General features: G+C 68.2%; 17 protein-coding genes. 8 read left to right on the plus strand and 9 right to left on the minus strand.

From position 1 onward, the window contains the following. Positions 1-39: 39 nt before the first annotated feature. Entirely contained in the window at positions 40-1,335 is a 1,296-nt protein-coding gene (locus RKE25_RS14435) for a histidine-type phosphatase (RefSeq protein WP_311838794.1), read from the plus strand. A 540-nt stretch (positions 1,336-1,875) separates the two neighbouring features. On the opposite strand, the gene RKE25_RS14440 is transcribed toward RKE25_RS14435, so the two are convergent. From RKE25_RS14440 to RKE25_RS14465, 6 genes are all read right to left on the minus strand, one after another. Continuing rightward, positions 1,876-4,278 carry an excinuclease ABC subunit UvrA gene (locus RKE25_RS14440; RefSeq protein WP_311838795.1) on the minus strand — a complete coding sequence of 801 codons (2,403 nt, stop codon included), beginning with the start codon at positions 4,276-4,278 and terminating at the stop codon, positions 1,876-1,878. 993 nt (positions 4,279-5,271) lie between these two features. Then, entirely contained in the window at positions 5,272-5,565 is a 294-nt protein-coding gene (locus tag RKE25_RS14445; protein WP_311838796.1) for a hypothetical protein, read from the minus strand. Positions 5,566-5,678: 113 nt separating this feature from the next. Next, the gene (locus RKE25_RS14450; protein ID WP_311838797.1) at positions 5,679-6,098 is read right to left on the minus strand and encodes a hypothetical protein; all 420 of its coding nucleotides are present in this window, start codon (positions 6,096-6,098) and stop codon (positions 5,679-5,681) included. A 162-nt stretch (positions 6,099-6,260) separates the two neighbouring features. After that, positions 6,261-6,614 (minus strand): GIY-YIG nuclease family protein, encoded by a 354-nt coding sequence (locus RKE25_RS14455; RefSeq protein WP_311838798.1) that lies wholly within the window; start codon positions 6,612-6,614, stop codon positions 6,261-6,263. Further along, positions 6,611-6,955, minus strand: a complete 345-nt coding sequence (locus tag RKE25_RS14460; RefSeq protein WP_311838799.1) for a DUF2239 family protein — start codon at positions 6,953-6,955, stop codon at positions 6,611-6,613. The genes RKE25_RS14455 and RKE25_RS14460 overlap by 4 nt, the downstream gene beginning before the upstream one ends. Further along, positions 6,952-7,395 carry a DUF1330 domain-containing protein gene (locus RKE25_RS14465; protein WP_311838800.1) on the minus strand — a complete coding sequence of 148 codons (444 nt, stop codon included), beginning with the start codon at positions 7,393-7,395 and terminating at the stop codon, positions 6,952-6,954. Before RKE25_RS14465 ends, RKE25_RS14460 begins: the two co-directional genes overlap by 4 nt. A gap of 233 nt (positions 7,396-7,628) precedes the next feature. On the opposite strand from RKE25_RS14465, the gene RKE25_RS14470 reads away from it, so the two are divergent. Next, positions 7,629-8,570 (plus strand): helix-turn-helix domain-containing GNAT family N-acetyltransferase, encoded by a 942-nt coding sequence (locus tag RKE25_RS14470; protein ID WP_311838801.1) that lies wholly within the window; start codon positions 7,629-7,631, stop codon positions 8,568-8,570. A 4-nt stretch (positions 8,571-8,574) separates the two neighbouring features. Here RKE25_RS14470 and RKE25_RS14475 read toward each other — a convergent pair whose 3' ends face one another. Continuing rightward, the gene (locus RKE25_RS14475) at positions 8,575-9,693 is read right to left on the minus strand and encodes a sensor domain-containing diguanylate cyclase (RefSeq protein ID WP_311838802.1); all 1,119 of its coding nucleotides are present in this window, start codon (positions 9,691-9,693) and stop codon (positions 8,575-8,577) included. 191 nt (positions 9,694-9,884) lie between these two features. On the opposite strand from RKE25_RS14475, the gene RKE25_RS14480 reads away from it, so the two are divergent. The 3 genes from RKE25_RS14480 to RKE25_RS14490 all read left to right on the plus strand — a co-directional run bounded on the left by RKE25_RS14480 (position 9,885) and on the right by RKE25_RS14490 (position 11,776). After that, positions 9,885-10,190, plus strand: a complete 306-nt coding sequence (locus RKE25_RS14480) for a TetR/AcrR family transcriptional regulator (protein ID WP_311838803.1) — start codon at positions 9,885-9,887, stop codon at positions 10,188-10,190. Then, the gene (locus RKE25_RS14485) at positions 10,187-10,795 is read left to right on the plus strand and encodes a DNA-3-methyladenine glycosylase I (RefSeq protein ID WP_311838804.1); all 609 of its coding nucleotides are present in this window, start codon (positions 10,187-10,189) and stop codon (positions 10,793-10,795) included. Before RKE25_RS14480 ends, RKE25_RS14485 begins: the two co-directional genes overlap by 4 nt. Before the next feature lie 123 nt (positions 10,796-10,918). Then, on the plus strand, positions 10,919-11,776 hold the full coding sequence (locus RKE25_RS14490; protein ID WP_311838805.1) for a hypothetical protein: 858 nt from the start codon (positions 10,919-10,921) through the stop codon (positions 11,774-11,776). Here the strand turns inward: RKE25_RS14490 and RKE25_RS14495 are convergent. Together RKE25_RS14495 and RKE25_RS14500 are read right to left on the minus strand one after the other, a co-directional pair. Further along, positions 11,764-12,561: a MipA/OmpV family protein gene (locus tag RKE25_RS14495; protein ID WP_311838806.1), complete on the minus strand. Its 798-nt coding sequence runs from the start codon at positions 12,559-12,561 to the stop codon at positions 11,764-11,766. The two genes, RKE25_RS14490 and RKE25_RS14495, sit on opposite strands and share 13 nt — an antisense overlap. Before the next feature lie 88 nt (positions 12,562-12,649). Beyond that, positions 12,650-13,192, minus strand: a complete 543-nt coding sequence (locus RKE25_RS14500) for a 2Fe-2S iron-sulfur cluster-binding protein (RefSeq protein WP_311838807.1) — start codon at positions 13,190-13,192, stop codon at positions 12,650-12,652. 181 nt (positions 13,193-13,373) lie between these two features. Here RKE25_RS14500 and RKE25_RS14505 point away from each other — a divergent pair, with 181 nt between their 5' ends. The 3 genes from RKE25_RS14505 to RKE25_RS14515 all read left to right on the plus strand — a co-directional run bounded on the left by RKE25_RS14505 (position 13,374) and on the right by RKE25_RS14515 (position 16,724). Next, complete coding sequence (locus RKE25_RS14505; protein WP_311842398.1) at positions 13,374-14,006, plus strand: response regulator transcription factor; 633 nt, start codon at positions 13,374-13,376, stop codon at positions 14,004-14,006. After that, positions 14,006-15,436: an ATP-binding protein gene (locus RKE25_RS14510; RefSeq protein ID WP_311838808.1), complete on the plus strand. Its 1,431-nt coding sequence runs from the start codon at positions 14,006-14,008 to the stop codon at positions 15,434-15,436. The genes RKE25_RS14505 and RKE25_RS14510 overlap by 1 nt, the downstream gene beginning before the upstream one ends. Positions 15,437-15,566: 130 nt before the next feature. Then, positions 15,567-16,724 (plus strand): hypothetical protein, encoded by a 1,158-nt coding sequence (locus RKE25_RS14515; protein ID WP_311838809.1) that lies wholly within the window; start codon positions 15,567-15,569, stop codon positions 16,722-16,724. The last annotated feature ends 8 nt before the right edge of the window (positions 16,725-16,732 follow it).

Raw genomic sequence — 16,732 nt, forward strand, 5'->3', positions numbered from 1 at the left:
GGCACCCACGCCGGTGCTTTCCTGCAAGGACCCCATGCCATGGCAATCCGTATCACCACGTACCGGTGGCTGCCGCACGCGCTGGGATGGCTGCTGCTCGGCGCCTGCCTGGCGGTGCTGTCGGCGCGGGCCGACGCGATCGACGATGGCGACCTGCGCCTGGAGCGCGTCATCCTGCTCTATCGCCATGGCGTCCGCACGCCGCTGCCCGGCGAAATCCAGCTCGACGAGGCGTCCGGCAAACCCTGGCCCCGCTGGACACAACCGCCCAGCCAGCTGACACCGCACGGCGTGGCCGGCGTGAAGCAAATGGGTACTTATGACCGCCGTCGCCTGGCCGCGCAGGGCCTGTTCGCCGAACGCGGCTGTCCTCCCGCGGGCCAGTTATGGTTCTGGGCCAATACCGACCAGCGCACCATCGACAGCGCCGCCGCACTAGCGGAAAGTTTCGCGCCCGGTTGCCATGTGACGGTCCGCCATTTGCCGCAAGGCAGTGAAGATCCGCTGTTCCATCCCATCGAAGCCAAGGCGACGGACTGGCGTGCCGCCGATGCGATCGCCTCCATCCAGAGCGAAACGGGCGGCCCCGATGCCCTCCTCGTTCCCCACGCCGACGCGCTGGCCGCCATGGCCCAGGTCATGGGCTGCGGCGGCGATCGCGATCCGGCGTGGTGCTCGCCCACGCATTGGCAAGGCGACCTTTCGCTTTCCCCCGACATCGGCGACATGACCCTGACCGGCCCCATCGCCACCACCTCCGGCACCGCCGAAGCCATCCTGATGGCGTACGCCGAAGGGCGGCAGCTCGACCAGGTCGGCTGGGGCCGCACCGACGTCTTGCGCAGGCAGCAACTCTCCCAGCTCCACGCCCTGCTCTTCGACATCCACGCCCGCCCGCGCTACCAGTCCGAACGCGTGGCCTCGGTCATGAGCCGGCGCGTACTCGACCTGCTGACCGCCCCCACCGCACCGAAACTCAACGTGCTGGTCGGCAGCGACAACAACATCGTAGCCCTGGCCTCCGTACTCGGCATGCATTTCCAACTCGCCGGCTACGCCAAGGACGACCCACCGATCGGCGGCGCACTGGGCATCGAACTGTGGCGCCGCCCATCGGACGGCAAGCGCTATGTACGCGCGTTCTACCAGGCGCAGAGCCTGGACCAACTGCGCAACCTGAGCCCTCTCGACGACACCTCACCACCGGCCATGCAGGTGCTGCAGCCGAGTGGGTGCATGGCTGGCGAACATGGGGTATGCCCGGTGGAGAGTGTGGTGCCGGCGTTGCAGCGGGCGGCGACGCATGTGAGGGAAGGAGTGCGGGAAGGAGTGTGAGGCGAGCGGGTCAAGTTGGCTGCACGGGCTCGCTTGGCTGGCAGAGCTATCGAAACCTTATCGCCAGCACCCGCCCCTCATCCCGCCTTCTCTCCCACGGGGACTACCTTCGGGTCGCCCGGAGGGGAGAAGGCGAAGTGAATACCGAGGCAAGAACAAACAAGAGCGAGCGAAGCGACGCTCCGTAACGCTCTTGATCTCCCGGGTTCCCTTCGCGGCGGTGAGGGCTGGACGATCAGGCCGCCGCAGGCGGGCGGGGACAGGACGTCCCCGCCTTTTCGATCAGGGCAGGATGCCCTGTCGAAAAGCCCGGCCAGCCCTCAACGCACCCGGAGGTGGCGAAGGCCACCGGAGGGCGCCGCGCAGGGTGCCTTTTCTTCTTGGTTACTTCTTCTTTGGGCAAGCAAAGAAGAAGTAACTCGCTCTCCGGCAGGAGAGCGAAACCCTCGCCCGCCGGGCGAGACAAGGCTGGCCACGAGGCGACCTACGCCGGAATCACGGCGATGAAACGACGAACCCAAAAACAAGCGCCCACCGTCGTCACAAACGACCACCCAACCTACGCCCCCACATAAACCGCCAAATGCCCCCCGTCACCGTCCCCCGCCCCTCTACCAACGCCCGCGGCGTCCCCTCGAACACCACCCGTCCCCCATCGTGCCCCGCCCCCGGCCCCAGATCGATGATCCAGTCCGCATGCGCCATCACCGCCTGGTGATGCTCGATCACGATCACCGACTTCCCACCGTCCACCAGCCGGTCGAGCAAGCCGAGCAACTGTTCGACGTCCGCCAGGTGCAGGCCCGCCGTCGGTTCGTCGAGAACATAGACGTCGCCCTTCTCCGCCATCGCCGTCGCCAGCTTCAGGCGCTGACGCTCGCCGCCCGAAAGCGTCGTCAACGGCTGCCCCAGGCTGAGATAACCCAGGCCCACGTCAGCCAGCCGCTCCAGCACCGCCACCGCCGCCGGCACGCGCGACTTGGCGTGGTCGAAGAACGCCTTCGCCTCGCTTACCGACATCGCCAGCACCTCGCTGATATCGCGCCCGCCGAAGCGGTACTTCAGCACTGCCGGCTGGAACCGCTTGCCTTCGCAGGCCTCGCACACCGTGGCGGTGCCGGCCAGCATGCCCAGGTCCGTATAGATCACGCCTGCGCCATTGCACTCGGGACACGCGCCCTCGGAGTTGGCACTGAACAGCGCGGGCTTCACGCCATTGGCCTTGGCAAACGCGTTGCGGATCGGATCGAGCAGGCCGGTGTACGTGGCCGGATTGCTGCGCCGCGAGCCGCGGATGGGCGTCTGGTCGATCGATACCACGCCCTCTTGCGTGGATACCGAACCGTGGATCAGCGAACTCTTGCCCGAACCGGCCACGCCCGTCACCACCACCAGCACGCCTAGCGGAATATCGACGTTGACCTTCTTGAGGTTGTGCAGGTTGGCGCCGCGCACTTTCATGGCGCCGTTCGGCTTGCGCACCGAGCGCTTCAGGGCGGCGCGATCGTCCAGGTGCTTCCCGGTCAGCGTGCCGCTCTTCCGCAGGCCGCCGACGTCGCCCTCGTACACCACCTCGCCGCCCGCCGCGCCGGCGCCCGGCCCCAAGTCGACCACGTGGTCGGCGATGGCGATCACTTCCGGCTTGTGCTCCACCACCAGCACGGTGTTGCCCTTGTCGCGCAATCGCAGCAGCAAGGCGTTCATGCGCTGGATGTCGTGCGGATGCAGGCCGATGGTCGGCTCGTCGAACACATAGGTGACGTCGGTGAGCGAAGAGCCGAGGTGGCGGATCATCTTGGTACGCTGCGCCTCGCCGCCCGACAGCGTGCCCGACGACCGGTCCAGGCTGAGGTAACCCAGCCCGATCTCCACGAAGGCATCGAGCAGCGCGCCCAGCGACGACAGCAGCGGCGCCAGCGCGGGCTCCTTCAGGCCGCGTATCCACGCAGCCAGGTCGCTGATCTGCATTGCACAGGCGTCGGCGATGCTGATGCCCTTGATCTTGCACGAACGCGCCGCTTCGCTGAGCCGCGTGCCGCCGCAGTCGGGGCAGGTGCTGAAGGTGATCACGCGCTCGACGAAGGCGCGCACGTGCGGCTGCATGGCCTCGACGTCCTTCGACAGCATCGACTTCTGGATCTTCGGGATCAGGCCTTCGTAGGTCAGGTTGATGCCGTCGACCTTGATCTTGGTAGGTTCCTGGTAGAGCAGCGCGTGCAGCTCCTTCTTGGTGAACTTGCGGATCGGCTTGTCCGGGTCGAAGAAGCCGCAACCGGTGAAGATGCGCCCGTACCAGCCGTCCATGCTGTAGCCGGGCACGGCAAGCGCCCCCTGGTTGAGCGACTTGCTGTCGTCGTAGAGCTGTGAGAGGTCGAAGTCGGTGACCGTGCCGCGGCCTTCGCAGCGCGGACACATGCCTCCGGTGCGCTCGAAGGTCTGCTTCACTGCTTTGGTCTTTTCACCGCGCTCGACGGTGATGGCCCCCACGGCTTTCACCGAGGCTACGTTGAAGGCGAATGCGCTTGGCGGCCCGATGTGCGGCTTGCCGACACGGCTGAACAGGATGCGCAGCATGGCGTGCGCGTCGGTGGCGGTACCGACGGTGGAGCGCGGATCGGACCCCATGCGCTCCTGATCCACCACGATCGCGGTGGTCAGGCCGTCGAGCACATCGACCTCCGGCCGCGCCAGCGAGGGCAGGAAGCCCTGCACGAAGGCGCTGTAGGTCTCGTTGATGAGGCGCTGCGATTCGGCGGCGATGGTGTCGAACACCAGCGAGCTCTTGCCCGAGCCGGACACGCCAGTGAACACGGTGAGCCGGCGCTTGGGAATGGCGACGCTCACGTTCTTGAGGTTGTTTTCGCGGGCGCCGTGGACGCGGATCAGGTCGTGGGAGTCGGCGGCGCGGGGCGCGGGGGATGACGGGGTCTTCCTCGTGGCCATGTTGGGGTGGGTTCCTTGCGGGCTGACGGGTGACCGGGTGGGTCGAGGTTGGCGGGAGTTTAGTGGGGTGTGGGGGATGGTGCTTCTTGATTTCTGATGGGGGTGTTGGGGGATGGGGTTGTCGCGCGTGTCGCCAGTCGTGTCTCGCCCCTCGCGGGGCGAGGGTTTCGCTCTCCTGCCGGAGAGCGAGTTACTTCTTCTTGCTTGCCCAAGAAGAAGTAACCAAGAAGAAGGGCCCCCTGCGCGGCGCCCTCCGCAGCCTTCGCTGCTCCGGGTGCGTTGAGGGCTGGCCGGGCTTTTCGACAGGGCATCCATGCCCTGATCGAAAAGGCGGGGACGTCCTGTCCCCGCCCCGCTTCGCGGGCCTGATCGTCCAGCCCTCACCGCCGCGAAGGGAACCCGGAAGATCAATAGCGGCACGGAGCGTCGCTTCGCTCGCTCTTGTTGGGTCGTTGGCTGCTTGCCTCGGTACCGCACTTCTCCTTCTCCCCTCCGGGCGACCCGAAGGTAGTCCCCGTGGGAGAGAAGGCGGGATGAGGGGCGGGTGCTCGCGAAGGCCCGGCTAGAGCAACTCCACATGTTGAGATGCGCCGCAGGCGCATCTCAACGAAGCGATATGCATGAAGATGGCGTGTGTTGGGGTTTGCTGCGTTTACTCCGACAGCATTCGCGTGGGGAGCGATGGAAGGTTTCGCTCCGTAGGGCCCCTCACCCCGGCCCTCTCCCCGGAGGGGAGAGGGAGAAGTGAGGCGTGTCGCTACGGGAAAGAGCAGCCTCAGCGTTCCTGGATATCGCTAATCAGCCACTGCCATTGCTGTTGCTGTTGCTGTTGCTGTTGCTGTTGCTGGCTACCACGTACTTCCTGCCATCCATCTCCTACCCTTCTCTCCAACTCCATCCGCCACATCGACGTCTGAGCACTCCGATGCTCAGCGCTTCAAAACTCCACAACATCAAAGCCCCAACGTTCCGGAGCTTCTAAATCCCAGCACCTCAACCCCCAGCCCGCCGAAGCGGCGTGAACCCCGCCGGTGGTACGTCGTTGTCGATGTGCCGATTCCGGTGGAGCGCGATCAGGCGGACGGCGCGGTAGGTCATGCGCAGGTGGACGATGCGTCCGTTGGCTTCCATTCTTGCGGGGGCCAGTGCGGCGAGGCCGGCTTCGACGGGGGCGAGGTAGCCCATCAGCATCAGCCGTGCGGCGGGGGCGCGGGCGATCAGGGGGCGTTTGCCTGCGTCGATCAGCAGCAAAGTGTCGATGTCGGTCTGGTCGGGTTCGATGGGCATGGCCATCGCCCTCCTTCTTCTTCTGAACCAAGGACAGGAATTTAGGCACCCAGGCAGCGTCGTCGGCGCGTACCGGGTAGCCGATCATGGCCGATGGCCATGACAAAGCCTTTTCAGGCCGCCAGCTGTCGCAGGGCGATGCCCATGGCAATGCGGTAGCTGGCCGAGAGGTCGCCGTTGATGACGATGGTGGCCAGCGGCGCATGATGAGGACTATCGGGGGACGCCATCGCGGCGCCGCTGTCATCATGAATTTCGATGTAGGGGGTCGGCAGAGCATCCAGCGCTTCGTGCAGGCTGGCTTCCGGCTGGCGGCTGACCTGGCCTGCCAGTTCGCCAGGATCGAACACGACGAACTCCGTATCGCCTGGACGCAGCGAGCGGATGCAGCCGACCATTTCGCGCAGACCGGCGCAGGAAAGGACTGCGAGCGTATGCCCCGCCGCCTGCACGGCGCGCTGCAATGCCACCACGAAATCGCCGCCTACGGCGTGGCCGTCGGCGTGCGGTCCTTGAACGATCAGAATGGTCATGGTCGATGCGCCGTGCCTTGGGAGAAGCGAGGCTCATCATGCCGGGAGCGCGAATAAAGGTTCCGCCAAGCGCGGGCGGCGCCGCATAAATTCCGCGCATTTTTTTCGCGATACGCGGCGCGCAACAGCGGCTTTTTCCGATGCGCCGCGCACGGCGGCCCGTCAGAGATACGACGCTTCCGAACCCGGCGGCATCCGCTCGCGCCATCGCTGCAGCCGCCGTGCCAGCTCCGCGTCGTAGTCGAACGCCGGGTCCGCCTGCTCCTCCACCGGCTCCAGCACTTCGAAGACGAAGGCCGCTTCGCCCTGCTCGTTCCACTCCTGCTGCAACGCCCGGATGCGATGCAATCCAAGGCGCAGTTCGGCGCGATGGCGGTTGAGCGCGGCCGTGGTGTTGATGCTGCGGTCCACCAGCATGCGACCGGTCGCGAGGTGGCGCACGGCGTAGATGCCCATGGGCGGAAAGGCGAGCTTGTAGGCGGCGGTCAGCGCCTTGCGCCGGGCGCGGTCGGTCATCGCTGCTCTCCTGCGTCGTCCAGCAACATGGCAATGCGTAGGCGGACGTCCTCGGGCCAGCCGGCGACGAGCATGCGCAGCCGTGGCCGATCATCGGCGAACAATGCGCGCACGGCCTCCTCGAAATGCGGGCGGTCGCCGGCCGCGTCGCGCATGTGCACATAGCAGGCGTCCCGCGCGGCGGCGCGGCGATAGCGGCCATCGGCGTCGCGGCTGGCGTCTTCCACGAGGCGGCGCAGGCTGGCAGCGGCGCCGAGCGGTTGCGCGTCCAGCCAGGTCCAGTGGCGGTCCAGCAGGCGCACGGCGCGGCTGGCGTGTCGGGGCGAAGTGGCTTGCGTCATGCGTGTCTTTCCATCGATGGCGTGGTCATGACCGCCAGCGGCAGGAGGCGTGAGTCCTCCAGCGCGGCGGTGCGGTGGCCGAGACCGGCGAGGTAGCTCTCGTGCGCGGCGAAAGCGAGGAAGGCATCGACGCTGTCCTGCCGGACCAGCATCGCCATGTCCCAGCGCTCTCCGTCCGGACCGATCAGCCATGGCCCGCCCGCACCGAGAAAGACGACATCGCCGCCGCTGGCGCGCAGATAAGGGAGCGTGTGCTCGACGTAGCGGCGGAACGCCTGCTCGCCGCTCACCGGTACGGCCGGCGCGAGCGACGGCGCACCGGCGTAGTCGGCGACGGCGCGGAAGCGCAGCAGGTTGAGCATGTGCACCGGCCCTTCCAGACCGCGCATGACAAAGGCGCGGCCGGCGGCCTGGGAGGGCTCCAGATGGGAGATGGGCATGGGGGGATCCTTGTTGGCCACAGGTCGGGCGGCACGAATATATACCCGGGCAAATTGTGACGTCAATTAAAACCGGGTCAAATGTTCAAATGGCTGGGATCACCTGCCGGCCCATCTCGATTTACCCGCCAATAATCCTTGACTACCAGATACCTAGGGAGCATTCCTGCCAACAGAGCCCTCGATCACCAAAAGGTTGTACGATGCAACTTAACGACCGCCGGAGGGTTCCCATGATCGATCCCATCGACCGCATCCGCGCCGCCTCCCGCCAGATGGCGCGCGAATGGGGCTTCCTGCGCCCCACCCTTGCCGGTACCGCCTATTCGCCCTCCGCGGTACACGCCATCGTCGAACTGGGCCGGCGCGGTTCGCTCACCGCCGCCGAGCTGGTCGACGTATTGGGGCTCGACAAGTCCAGCGTCAGCCGCATGCTCGCGAAGCTGATCGCGGCCGGCGAAATGGCGCCGATCGAACAAGGCGCCGACGCGCGCAGCAAGCCGCTCGCGCTCACCGAACAGGGTCGCCGCACGCTCGCGGCCGTCGACGCGTACGCACGCCGGCAGGTCACCGCGGCCACGGCGCATCTCCCGCCGGCACAGCTCGACACGGTCTGCGCCAGCCTCGCCACGTATGCGGAGGCGCTGCGCGCCAACCGGCTGGGCGCGGAACCCGCCCGCGAAGAGCTGCGCATCGAAACCGGATATGCGCCGGGCGTCATCAGCCAAGTGACGGCCTTGCACATGGCGTACTACGCGGAGCACCTCGGTTTCGGCCAAGTGTTCGAAGCGCGCGTGGCGACCGCGCTGGCCGACGTCACCGCACGACTGGACCAGCCCGGCACACAGATCTGGCGCGCCATGCTGGGTGACGCGCTGGTCGGCTCGGTCGCCATCGACGGGCAAAGCCTGGAACCGGGCATCGCCCATCTGCGCACCTTCATCGTCGATGCGCGCGTGCAAGGCCAGGGCGTCGGCCAGCGCCTGCTGGACGAGGCCTTGCGCTTCTGCGACGCACATGGCTTCCGCGAAACCCGCCTGTGGACCGTGCAGGGACTCGATGCCGCGCGGCATCTCTACGAGCGCGCGGGTTTCCGCCTGCAGTCGGAAACGCAAGGCACCCACTGGGGCAAGACGATGATCGAGCAGAACTTCGCGCGCCCGCGGCCGGCGTGATGCGCTATCCGCGTGCGCTTTCGCCCCAGCGCACGCGGTTGCGCCCGGCAGCCTTCGCCTCGTAGAGCGCCCGGTCCGCTTCGCGCAGCCATTCCGTGGCGGACTGCGCCGACGGACGGACCACGGCGACGCCCTCGCTCACCGTCAGCGGACGATGTGGCCACGCGGCGCGCTGCACGGTGCGGCGGATGCGTTCGGCGATCACCAGCGCCGCTTCGCGCGGCGTGCCGGGCAGGATGACCGCGAACTCCTCGCCGCCGTAACGCGCGACGAAATCGTAGTCGCGGCAGGACTCACGCAACAGCACGGCGAGCTGACGCAGCGCGGCGTCGCCGGCCGGATGGCCGAAGCGGTCGTTGTAGTCCTTGAAGCCATCGGCATCGAGCAGGATCAGCGCCGCCGGCACATGCTCGCGCCGGGCGCGGGCGAATTCCTGCTCCAGGCGCGCGTCGAAGGCGCGGCGGTTGAGCAGGCCGGTCAGCGCGTCGGTGACGCTGTGCACCTCCAGCTTCGCGCGCTCTTCTTCCATCAGCTTCTGATAGTGCTCCAGCCGTTCCACGTAGCGTCCCTGGTGCGCCACCGTCTGTTCCAGCAGGTGCAGGCCCCGTTGCAGTTCCAACTGCGCCATCACCTGCCGAGCCAGCGCGCGCAGCATGTCGAGCTGCTCGGCGGAGAGCTGGCGCGGCCGGCGGTCGATCGCGCACAGCGTGCCCAGCGCTTCGCCATAGGGTGTCACCAGCGGCACGCCCACGTAGAAACGGATGTGCGGGTCGCCCGTCACCAGCGGGTTGTGCTCGAAACGCGCGTCCTTCCCCGCGTCCGGCACCACCATCACGTCGTCGGGCTGGAGGATCGCGTGGGCGCAGAACGCCTGTTCGCGCGGCGTCTGCGCGGCATCCAGCCCGACCCTGGCCTTGAACCATTGCCGGTCGCGGTCGACCAGCGAAATCAGCGAGACCGGCGTGCCGCAGATGAACGACGCGAGCTTCACCACATCGTCGTAGGCCTGCTCCGGCAGCGTGTCGAGTACGGCGTACTCGTACAGCGCGCGCAACCGCTCCGCTTCGTTGGGCGGCAGCGCCGCGGGTGTGTAGCCGCCGGAAGTGGGTTCGTTCCGCTGCATGGCGAGCCTCTTCGTCCGGCCGGCAGCGGCCGGTGCCATCCGGCCCCGAGGCCGGTCGCGCACAAGCATAGGACGGTCGCCCGCAAGGCGGCGTCTACGTGCGCACGGTCCGCCCTCTTGATGGCCTGGGACGTGCGTCCTAGTGTTCGCCCTGCGTTAGGACAGCCGTCCTAGCCGGACGGGAGACGAGCGTGCAGAAAAGGACGACCATCCGCGAGCAGATCGTCGCCGCGGCCGACCCGCTGTTCTATCGCCAGGGCTTCGAGTACACCTCGTTTGCCGACACGGCCGGCGCGGTGAATCTCTCTCGCGGCGGCTTCCATCAGCACGTCCGCGGCAAGGACGACGTCCTCGGCACCGTGCCCGAACGCCGCCTGCCCGACACGCGCGCAATGCCGTTCGTGGCCGGGGACGTGACCGGCGCCGAACTGGCGGAGCTCGCGCCGGGGATATCCGACGTCCGCCTCGCCTTCCTGCCCGGCGGAGCCGCGCCATGAGCGAGACGATCACCGGGCCCGACGGCAAGCCGCGCTGCCGCTGGAGCGGCGCGGCGCCGGACTTCATGCACTATCACGACACCGAATGGGGCTTTCCGGTGGCGGACGAGCGCCGGCTGTTCGAGAAGCTGAGCCTGGAAGGTTTCCAGTCCGGACTCAGCTGGCGCACGATTCTCGCCAAGCGGGAAAACTTCCGCGCGGCCTTCCACGATTTCGACTTCCACCGCATCGCGCGCTTCACCGAGCGCGACGTGCAGCGCCTGCTCGGCAACGAGGGGATCATCCGCCACCGCGGCAAGATCGAGGCGGTGATCAACAACGCCCGGCGCGCCGTCGACCTGATCGAGCGCGAGGGTTCGCTGGCGGCCTTCCTGTGGCGCTACGAGGCGCCGCCGCGCAAGGCGCCGACGCAGGCCATCGCCACCTCGGCCGAATCGGTCGCCTTGTCCAAGGCACTGAAGAAGGACGGCTGGAAGTTCGTTGGCCCCACCACGATGTACGCCTTCATGCAGGCGATGGGGCTGGTGGACGACCACGTGGAACATTGCGCGATCCGCGCGAAGGTGGAGAAGGCGCGCAAGGCGTTCAAGCGGCCGGGACGCTGATCGGGTACAACCACGGCCGCTCCGCCCCCCGTCTTCCGGCGCATGCGCGGGCGGCCGTGCCAACCGTAAGTTGCTGCGGATGCTCGGACCTCCCCGCTCCGTGCCCCGTCCGAGGACCCCGCCATGCGTCGCGCCTTCCTCTTCGCTTCCGCCCTGCTCGTCGCTCCGTTCGCCGCGATGGCGCTTGCCGCGAACGCGGCCGGCGACGCCGTCGCCAAGGCCGAACGCGCCATGTATGCCGGCGACTTCGCCACTGCCCGGGCCGCGTTGCGGCAGGCGCTGAATGATCGGCCTTCGCCGCCCGCACAAGCGGAACTGCTGCTCCAGCAGGTACGCGTGCAGCAGGCCGCGCGCCTGTCCGGCCTGCCGGATGCGCAGGAAGACGCCACGCTGGCCGCACTCTCCGCCATCGCGGCGCAGGCCGATGCCAGCGCGGACCTGAAGGCGCGCATCCGCTTCGCGGCCACCGTCTCCGAGTACTTCAAGCGGCTCACTGGCGCTGCGCTGGGCGACCTCAAGCCGCTGCAGGCCGCATTCGACACCGCCGCGCCGCAGCTGGCCGATCCCTGCCGCCGCGCCGACGCGATGTTCTTCGCCGCCCTGATGTTCCAGATGCAGGACCGCGTCGCCGATTCCGCGCCGGGCCTGCGCCAGGCGCGGCAGCTCGCCGAAACCAACCATTGCGACCTGGAGCTCTCATACGACCTGCGCCACCTGGCCGAAGTCGCCGAACTGGATGGCGACCTTCCGGGCGCGCGCCGCTTCGCCGCAGACAGCCTGGCGCTGCGCCAGCGCATCGGCTTCCAGGTGTACGTGCCTTATTCCATGCTGCAGGTCGCCGAACTGGACCAGAAACTCGGCGATGCGAAGGCCGCCGAGCGGCAGCGCCGCGAAGCGCTGGCGCTGGCCGAGCGGCTGCATCTGCCCGCGCAGGCCAAGGCCGCGCGCGAAGCGCTCGCCGCAGGTGTTCAGAAGCGATAGGCCGCGTACGCCACGTAGGTGTTCTGCATGCGCTTCTCCACCAGCGGGCTGTCCGCCGCGTCGCCCTGCAGGCGGGCGGCGATGGCGCGTACGCCGGCGCTCCAGTGCGGGTTGAAGCGATAGTCGGCGCCCAGCGAGAAACGGATCGATTCGAGACCGGAACCCGGACGGTAGGCCGCATAGCCCGAACGCAGGCTCTGCAGCGCATCGACGCCGTAGAAGGTGCGGTTGTGCCGGCCATCGGCCCAGGCCACGCCCGGCCCGGCGACGAAACTCAGCCGCTCGTTCCAGCGATAGCGGCCTTCCGCGTCGAGCGATGCCGTGGTGCCCTGGTCCTTGCCGCCAATGTCGGACGAAACGCTGCCGCGCACGGTCAACCAGTCGGCGGTATAGCTGCCGAACAAGGTGGCGCGCGCCGTGCGGTCGATATCGCCCATGCCGTGCAGCCGGCGCCGGTCGTCGGATTCCTTGCGCGGTTGCACGAAGTCGTAGGCGAACGAGATGCCCGCGCGCCACTGCGTGTCCTGATGGAAGTACATGCCCAGTCCCGCGGGCGAGCCCGAGCCCGGCACGCCGCCGAGGAAAAAGCGCCCGTAGGAGGCATTCAGCACCGGCACGAGCCGGCTGCGGCGGTCCGCGCTGCCGGGATAGCGCGGCATGTCCAGTCCGCCCGCGCCCACCGTGACGTGCCAGCCGTCGTCGGCGGCGAAGACGGCGGTCGAGCCAAGCAGCAGGCAGGCAAACGAAGACACGCGAAGACCGCGTCGTGCAGGCAGGGAAAGCATGGTGGACTCCGTGGCGGGAAAGACGGGCGTGGGAAAGACGAGCTGGGGAAAGACGAACTGGGGAAGATGGGGTGCGCCGTACGCCGCGTCACCAGGAACGCAAGTGCTCGGCCAGGGAACGGATCGCGCGCAGCGCGTGGGGACGGACGCCGCAACCGCAGCCCAGGAAGACCGCTGCCTCGATCTCGGCCTCGCTCGGGTCCGGGTTGTCCATCAGCAGCGCGGTTGCGGCCATGATCATGCCGGCCTGGCAGGGGCACGGCGGCACGTTGCATTCGATCCAGGCGCGCTGCACCGCGTGCAGCTCGCCCGGCGGCAGGCCTTCGCGCGCGGCCAGCCCCTCGATCGTGACGATCTCCGCGCCCTGCACCACGTGGACGGGAATGCGGCAGGCGCGCGTCGGCCGGTCGTCCACATGCACGACGCAGGCGCTGCAGCGGCCGTTCGTACAGCCGTACGCGGCGCCGGTCAGGCCCAGGTCCTGGCGCAGGACGCGCAGCAGCGGCAGGTCGGGGTCCACGTTGATCGGGCAGGCGCGGCCGTTCACACTCAGGCACATCGCGCGGCGCGGCGAAGGCGCCTCGTCGAGCTCGGACACGGGGGCGGAGATGCTGCTGGGATGAGCGCTCATGGACTCGCCTCTTCGCGGGGAGACCGGCCTCGACGGAGCACGCCTGACCGGACATCCGGCAGTCTGGCCGTCCGGATTTAAGAATTCTTTAAAGCCGCGCCCCTAGCCTGCATGACTGACGACACGGCTGCCGAGCCACGAGGGGACCTTGCCGAACATCCTGCTAGTCGAAGACGACCGCATGCTGGCCGACGCCATCGCCGCCGCACTGCGCCAGGACGGCTGGCGCGTGGACTGCGCGCATGACGCCGCCGCGGCGCGGATCGCCCTCACCGACCATGGCTATGCCGCCGCCCTGCTCGACCTCGGCCTGCCGCAGGGTTCCGGCCTGGATGTGCTGCGCGCGATGCGCGAGCGCTACGACACCACGCCGGCGCTGATCATCACTGCGCGCGACCAGCTCGGCGACCGCATCCGCGGGCTGGACGCCGGCGCGGACGACTATCTGGTCAAGCCTTTCCAGGTCGACGAACTGCTGGCGCGGCTGCGCGCGGTGATCCGGCGCAGCGAAGGCCGCGTCGCGCCGGTGCTGAGCTGGAAAGGCATCCTGCTCGACCCTGCCCGCCGCACGGTCACCCGCGACGGCGCGCCGGTGCGTCTGGCCGCGCACGAATACCGCACCCTGCTGGCCCTAATGGAACGCCAGGGCCGCGCGGTGGCGCGCGACCTGCTGGAAGATCTGGTGTACGGCGGCCAGGGTTCGATCGAGAGCAACACCATCGCCGTCTACGTGCATCAGCTGCGCCGCAAGCTGGGCGAAGATGTGATCGCCACCGTGCACGGCTACGGCTACCGGCTGGGCGAGGAACGCTGATGCGCTCGCTGCGCCTGCGCCTGTTCATCGTGCTGCTGGCCACCTTCGCGGTGGCGTGGGGCGTGACCCTCACCATTCTCGGCCTGCAGTTCTCCCGCGAGCGCACCGGGCTGTGGGACCGCAACCTCGACGACATCGCCCGCGAGATCCTCGTCTCCATGCCGGCCGACGTCAGCCGCCTCGACGGCAATACCAACCTGCGCCTGCCGGACGAAGCGGCGCCGCCGCCCGGGCGCCACGGCAAGCTGGGCCGCCTGATCTTCCAGGTCTGGGCGAAGGGTCGCCGGCACCTCGTCGTGCATTCGCTCGATCCTTTCCGCGTTCCGCTGAGGCCCGACTTCGCGGATGGCTTCGTCACTCGCAGCATCGACGGCGAGGAGTGGCGCATCGTCGCCATCTCCGATGCGCGCGGCGAAGTACAGGTGCAGGTTGGCAAGCCCACCGCGGACCTCGCCGCCGAGCTGCGCCGCGGCGTGCGCATCGGCCTGGTCACCACCGCGCTGCTCCTGCTGGTGCTGGCCGTGGCGATGAAGCTGGTGATCCATTGGACGCTGCGCCCGGTCACGCGCGTGCAAGAGGCCATCACCGCGCGCGACTCGCTGGACCTCAAGCCCCTGCCCGGCGAACGTCTGCCCGACGAGGTGCGCCCCTTGGTGGAATCCTTCAACCGCCTGCTCGGCCGCCTGGACCGGGCCATGCGCAAAGAACGCCAGTTCCTGGCCGAGGCCGCGCACGAACTGCGCACGCCGCTGGCCGCCCTGCTCGCCCACGCCCAGGTGGCGCAGCGCTCGCGCAGCCTGGAGGAAGCCAAGGCGCCGCTGGAACAGCTCGTGCGCGGGGTCCAGCGCAGCGCGCGCCTGTCGCAGCAATTGCTGGATTCGGCGCGCCTCGAAGCCGAGCGGCCGGTCGGCGAACGCAGCCAGGTGGAACTGGCCGACCTCGTCGCGGTGATCACGCGCGAGTTCGAGACCGTGGCCGCCACGAAGTGCCAGACCATCGCGCTGGATACCTGTCCCAGTCCGATCGAGGGCGACATCGACGAACTGGGCATCCTCATCGGCAACCTCATCGACAACGCGCTGCGCTACACCCCGGCCGGCGGCCGCGTCGCCGTGCGCTGCCGGCATGACGGCCACGCGGTGCGGCTGGAAGTGCGCGACAACGGCCCGGGCGTGCCGCACGAAGAGCGCTCGCGCATCTTCGACCGCTTCTTCCGCGTCGCGGGCAGCATCGAACGCGGCAGCGGCATCGGGCTGTCGCTGGTGGCGCGCATCGCCGAATCGCACGGCGCCCTCATCGAGACCGGCGATGGCCTCGACGGCGGCGGCTTCGGCATCGAGGTGGTGTTCACGGCGGCGCGCGAGCAGGCAGCGATCGAGGAAACGGCCGCATCCCCCACGCCCGAGCGTGAACGCGCCTCTTCCGCATGACCTATTGACTTGGCCGTCCGTTCGTCGGACATAGCGCACTGGGGAATCCATACGCACAGGTCAACGTATGGGGCCGGGCAAGCCGGCCGTGCAAGCTGACCGGTCGCATTCAGAGCAAGGAGAGACGGATATGCGAATCGCATATGTGTTCGGCTGTGCGTGTCTTGGGCTCGGAGCGATGTTCGGCGGAAAAGTGCATGCCGACGGCACGGTGATCGTGCCGCTCGTCAATGTCACGCCGACATGCATCGACGCCAGCAAGAAGACGGTGGACCTGTGGGTGCTATCGGCACGCGTGCCGTCCGACGCCAACTGGTTGCGCCAGACCAAGGGCGTCGGCGCCCGCGTCGACGTGACGCTGCGCTCCAAGGACGGCCAGCGGGTCAGCTTTCCCGCCGCCGCGGCCATCGACACGCGCGATCTCGGCGGCAAAGTGGTGCGCGCGTCGCTGCAATTGCACGTACTGGCCGATCAGGATCTCTGGAACACCGCTGCCGACCAGCCGATCCGCACGGCGGACGTGAGCGTGCCGCTGACCTTCATCCGGCGACAGGGCAAGTCCGACGCCGTGAAGGTGTTCCAGGCGCTATTGGCCTTCACCAAGTCGGCCTCGGGCGTGATCCCGGCCAACCCCTACGTCAAAGGCGCCGAGCTGGTGGGGCAATTGAGCGATTCGATCGGCAATGCCTTTGCTGCCGATCCCAACGACATCTTCGACCCGAACTTCTCGCTGGCTTTCAGCATCGCGCGCGGCTCGTCCACATGCAGCCCGCAGGACCTGCACGACAACGTCGGCGTCGCCATCGCGGATTTGAACGGCGGCAAGGAAAAGGACGGCTATGTCGCCACCGCCGACGTCGGCCGCTACTGCTTCTACAAAGCCGGCCACGACAAAGATCCGGACATCGTCTTTGCTGCCCGCAACAGTGGCGCCTGCCCGGCGTCGGCGCCAGCCACGGCCACTGTGCTGGCCAATCCCCAGTTCATCTGGATGGCCTACGGCCACTGCAAGGAAGGTGTCCGCTGCGCGGGCGATCGTCCGCCACCGCCACTGGCCCTTGCCGTGGGACGCGATGCGCTGCCGTCGGGCGACAAGGCGCTCGCGCTGGTGAGCCAGCGCCTCGATGCCAAGGACAGCAAGGCGCTGCTCAAAGCACTCGAGGCCAAGGCGAGCGAGCCCTTGCCGGATCGCCCGCGCGAACTGCTCGACGCCCTCGCGATGTGCCGCAGCGTCGGCATCGACGAAACGCACTGCCTGGACAAGTCCTTCTCGTCGAACGACGGCTAGGCGGTTCG

It is taken from the genome of Dyella sp. BiH032 (assembly GCF_031954525.1).
Lineage (GTDB): Bacteria > Pseudomonadota > Gammaproteobacteria > Xanthomonadales > Rhodanobacteraceae > Dyella_D.

Excerpts from the sequence above, each read along its gene's own strand:
- RKE25_RS14450 (WP_311838797.1), bottom strand. The coding sequence starts at position 6,098 with ATGACCATTCTGATCGTTCAAGGACCGCACGCCGACGGCCACGCCGTA.
- RKE25_RS14470 (WP_311838801.1), top strand. The coding sequence starts at position 7,629 with ATGATCGATCCCATCGACCGCATCCGCGCCGCCTCCCGCCAGATGGCG.
- RKE25_RS14440 (WP_311838795.1), bottom strand. The coding sequence starts at position 4,278 with ATGGCCACGAGGAAGACCCCGTCATCCCCCGCGCCCCGCGCCGCCGAC.
- RKE25_RS14460 (WP_311838799.1), bottom strand. The coding sequence starts at position 6,955 with ATGACGCAAGCCACTTCGCCCCGACACGCCAGCCGCGCCGTGCGCCTG.
- RKE25_RS14500 (WP_311838807.1), bottom strand. The coding sequence starts at position 13,192 with ATGAGCGCTCATCCCAGCAGCATCTCCGCCCCCGTGTCCGAGCTCGAC.
- RKE25_RS14490 (WP_311838805.1), top strand. The coding sequence starts at position 10,919 with ATGCGTCGCGCCTTCCTCTTCGCTTCCGCCCTGCTCGTCGCTCCGTTC.
- RKE25_RS14465 (WP_311838800.1), bottom strand. The coding sequence starts at position 7,395 with ATGCCCATCTCCCATCTGGAGCCCTCCCAGGCCGCCGGCCGCGCCTTT.
- RKE25_RS14445 (WP_311838796.1), bottom strand. The coding sequence starts at position 5,565 with ATGCCCATCGAACCCGACCAGACCGACATCGACACTTTGCTGCTGATC.
- RKE25_RS14435 (WP_311838794.1), top strand. The coding sequence starts at position 40 with ATGGCAATCCGTATCACCACGTACCGGTGGCTGCCGCACGCGCTGGGA.
- RKE25_RS14495 (WP_311838806.1), bottom strand. The coding sequence starts at position 12,561 with ATGCTTTCCCTGCCTGCACGACGCGGTCTTCGCGTGTCTTCGTTTGCC.
- RKE25_RS14475 (WP_311838802.1), bottom strand. The coding sequence starts at position 9,693 with ATGCAGCGGAACGAACCCACTTCCGGCGGCTACACACCCGCGGCGCTG.
- RKE25_RS14485 (WP_311838804.1), top strand. The coding sequence starts at position 10,187 with ATGAGCGAGACGATCACCGGGCCCGACGGCAAGCCGCGCTGCCGCTGG.
- RKE25_RS14505 (WP_311842398.1), top strand. The coding sequence starts at position 13,374 with ATGCTGGCCGACGCCATCGCCGCCGCACTGCGCCAGGACGGCTGGCGC.
- RKE25_RS14455 (WP_311838798.1), bottom strand. The coding sequence starts at position 6,614 with ATGACCGACCGCGCCCGGCGCAAGGCGCTGACCGCCGCCTACAAGCTC.
- RKE25_RS14510 (WP_311838808.1), top strand. The coding sequence starts at position 14,006 with ATGCGCTCGCTGCGCCTGCGCCTGTTCATCGTGCTGCTGGCCACCTTC.
- RKE25_RS14515 (WP_311838809.1), top strand. The coding sequence starts at position 15,567 with ATGCGAATCGCATATGTGTTCGGCTGTGCGTGTCTTGGGCTCGGAGCG.